Here is a 2,386-nt window from a genome sequence, read left to right as displayed (position 1 = left end):
CTTTTGCCTTGTCATTGTACTTGGTCGCAATGGTTGACGTAAAGACGTATTTAGGACTAAATGGCTCTAAATTTTGCGTTTTCTTATTGAAAATGCCGTTCGCTACTGGGATTAAATGAGCTTCTGCGGTTTGTTGTTTAACCTCTGATAAGGTTTCAAGTTTAAAGAGAACCTCTTTTGACCGTGCTTGACTATAAGACGGCTCTAGCCAATAAATGAGCCGATGAAAGAAGTTCTCATTCGTTTCATATATTCCTAGTTCAGGGTTGTAAACGCCTAACAGTCCGCTTTGGTGGTCTAATTTGATGACTTTTAGCGTTTTATAGATGATTCTAGCCGTATCTAAGGGACTTAGTGACTTGGGTGCGTTGCCGTCTTCCTTAGGTGTGCTTAAAAATAAGTTACGGTGTTCAAAGAATAGTTTTTTAACCGCTCTAAGCGTTTGAGTGTTTGCTTTGACATAGTCAGGGCTATTGATGATTTCTTTTTCTTGTTCCAGCCAGTCTTTTAAGCATTCCTGATAACCTGCGACATTAACGACTTTTTTGCCGTCTTCGCCATAATCTGTGAAGTCCTCTATTTTAGGTTTTGGACTTCTTACGTTTTCCTGTGGTGTTTCTGCCACAAGTTTTTCTAATTGGTCTGTCATGACTTCCTTTCTATTTCATCTTGAATACACTTTTCCAAATAGTTGCCAGCTCGTCATCAGGTAAGGGCGGACTGGTTCGATTGTTAAAGGTTCGCAATAAGTCCATACAGCTATTATTATCAATACCAATCTTTCTCCAATAGTGGAGAATACGATTTGTATCGTTGTTTCGGTTGCCTTTTCTTGCGCCTTGGTTGAATAGCTCCCACATTTCAGCGCCATAAGTTCGGCTACTTGTGCCAGTTGTTGCGCGTGCCTGTGGTCGTTGTATCATTTCAAGTAACCAATCAGGACAATCGCAAAGACTATCGAAAGTTAAAGGCTCGTTAGTTTCTGTATCATTCAAAGGGATATAATCGCCGTCTGTGCGTTTGCTTGGGTAGATTGGTGTAAAGTGTGTCTTTATCTCTACACCGTCCGCTAGTTCATTGACAATCGGCTGACTGAATAGCTCTTTGGGAACTTTAAAGAAAACGTGCAAGCCGTTGCCTGTGGGTGTCTTTTCAACATAGGTACTTAATATTTCGCCCTCGCTGTGTTCATTCCACAAGCGACTAAATACAGCTCTGCCATTCTGTCCGTTTTGGTGCTGGTCTAAGTCAATACAAATCAAACCGCTGTTTCTAAGATTAATCATGATATTGCGGTTCGGTATTTCATCAAACCACGCGCTCACTGTGATTTCGTCAAGTGTTCCGCTTGAAGTCCCCTTTATAATTGCCCTTTCACTTTTCCCAAGAGGAAAACCAGCGATAACAGAAAAACCGCGATTAATACAGTTTAGGGCTTGTTCTTTGGGTGTCAATAGTCATTCCTCCTTAAAAAGTTGGTCAATCCAATCAAGTTCTGCAAGGGTATAGCCATTGACCGCATTATTAATCGCTATGCCTGTGCGTTGTTTCTTGATAATTCCGGCTCTGCGCTCGTCTTCGTTAGTTGGAATAAAATAGCCGTTATCAATCGAACCAATGGCGCAACCCTGCTTATGGAGGTACTCAATTCTGCTCTGAAGCGTTCTAAAATCAATATCAAGGGCTTGTGCTAAAATCTTGCCTTTGACAGCTCGGTCAATTCCTCTGTGTTCGGCAAGAAATTTAATAATATTTTGGTCTAACGTCTGTAAGTCAGTTATCTTCATTGAGATACCCCCAAATTCTAGTAATCGTTTCTAAAAATTGCTCATAGCTTGCTCTCTGTCTAGCTTCGCCAATCAAGGTAAACATTAAAACAGTCATAGCTTCGTTGCTTGTATCGCTGATAAGATACTCTAAATTGTCCTTATTGCTTTCATTTTCAAGGACATCAATAGTAATTTTCATGGTTTAGTTTCCTTTATTTGTAATTTCATGACAGCCAGCTCTCTGCCTAAAATTGGTACTGGTTGCGTGCATAAGTTGCCTTTCACTCCGCTGGGTAAGATAATACCTGTACTTGCTTCGAACTGCTGTATTAAGTCATATTTAACCGCTCGTGCGTTGTCAATTATCTTAAACGGGTGTTTGCCTATCGGTCTAAAACTATTCCGTCCGTGCCGTTTTATAGCCGTGTAGCCTTGGTGGTGTTCTATCATTTCGCTACCTCATCAAATAAGCTGATTTCTCCGCCCTCTTTCTCACCCTTAAATCGGACACCGTGCTTATATTTACGAACTTTAAAGCTATAATCAACTGTGCCTGTATTTGCGTTCAATGGGTCTATTTTTTCAATCTGCTTGTCTGTCAGCTCTGTGTGATAGCC

General features: G+C 40.8%; 4 protein-coding genes. All 4 read right to left on the bottom strand.

Annotation, left to right across the window (positions count from 1 at the left end; genetic code table 11):
• Positions 1 to 649 (bottom strand): hypothetical protein (locus ABWI07_RS43875; protein ID WP_353822180.1); only part of this gene is annotated, 649 nt, incomplete at its 3' end.
• A gap of 10 nt (positions 650 to 659) precedes the next feature.
• Positions 660 to 1,454 (bottom strand): bifunctional DNA primase/polymerase, encoded by a 795-nt coding sequence (locus ABWI07_RS43870; RefSeq protein WP_353822179.1) that lies wholly within the window; start codon positions 1,452 to 1,454, stop codon positions 660 to 662.
• 3 nt (positions 1,455 to 1,457) lie between these two features.
• Positions 1,458 to 1,787 (bottom strand): hypothetical protein, encoded by a 330-nt coding sequence (locus ABWI07_RS43865; RefSeq protein ID WP_010905047.1) that lies wholly within the window; start codon positions 1,785 to 1,787, stop codon positions 1,458 to 1,460.
• Positions 1,774 to 1,968, bottom strand: a complete 195-nt coding sequence (locus ABWI07_RS43860; RefSeq protein WP_010905048.1) for a hypothetical protein — start codon at positions 1,966 to 1,968, stop codon at positions 1,774 to 1,776. The genes ABWI07_RS43865 and ABWI07_RS43860 overlap by 14 nt, the downstream gene beginning before the upstream one ends.
• Positions 1,969 to 2,386: the final 418 nt, after the last annotated feature.

The organism is Actinomadura sp. NPDC000600, from assembly GCF_040492135.1.
In the GTDB taxonomy this organism is placed as follows: domain Bacteria; phylum Actinomycetota; class Actinomycetes; order Streptosporangiales; family Streptosporangiaceae; genus Spirillospora.
This window is presented reverse-complemented; position numbering and strand designations above follow the sequence as displayed.

Bases quoted from the DNA above. Each gene is read 5' to 3' on its own strand.
- ABWI07_RS43860 (WP_010905048.1), bottom strand. From the start codon at position 1,968: ATGAAAATTACTATTGATGTCCTTGAAAATGAAAGCAATAAGGACAAT.
- ABWI07_RS43865 (WP_010905047.1), bottom strand. From the start codon at position 1,787: ATGAAGATAACTGACTTACAGACGTTAGACCAAAATATTATTAAATTT.